The sequence below is a fragment of the Vibrio sp. OPT46 genome, from assembly GCF_015163535.1.
GTDB classification, from domain to species: Bacteria; Pseudomonadota; Gammaproteobacteria; order Enterobacterales; family Vibrionaceae; genus Vibrio; species Vibrio alginolyticus.
Genome location: NZ_JADDYG010000057.1, coordinates 1 through 432, shown reverse-complemented (window position 1 = coordinate 432; position 432 = coordinate 1). Strand labels below are relative to the sequence as shown.

General features: G+C 36.8%; 1 protein-coding gene. It reads left to right on the top strand.

The features are described 5' to 3' along the window. Nucleotides 1-297 (top strand): hypothetical protein (locus tag IQR33_RS02720; RefSeq protein WP_193843493.1); only part of this gene is annotated, 297 nt, incomplete at its 5' end. Nucleotides 298-432 lie beyond the last annotated feature (135 nt).

Below are 432 nucleotides of genomic sequence, written 5' to 3'. Positions count from 1 at the left end.
AACGCCACTTTAGGGTTTACTGTTAATAACGAATTAAAGTTTTCTAAGATCAAGCAACTAGGGCTGTTAAAAGAGAAAATAAAAACGGCCAATAAGGAGATGGAGATCAATAATCCCGCCCAGGAGATGGAAGCAAAAAGAGTTAAAGATATGACCTCCTACACTTTAACTCGACTGTCAATATTGAACCTTATAAAAGAAATCTTACCTTCATTAAATAGCTCAACTGGATTCGCTGGTGGTGCACAATCGAATACATCCGAGCTAATAGAGGGATTTGTTGAAAGCATTGATTGATGTATAAGGGCCATTTTTCTGAAAAGATAATGGCCCTTTTTTTTTATTGTCTTAATCGAGGTTCATTGTCTTCAAAAGCCTGTTTACAGCATAGTAGATGTAAAGCCCTAGTTGACTCCCTAAAAAGAACCACCA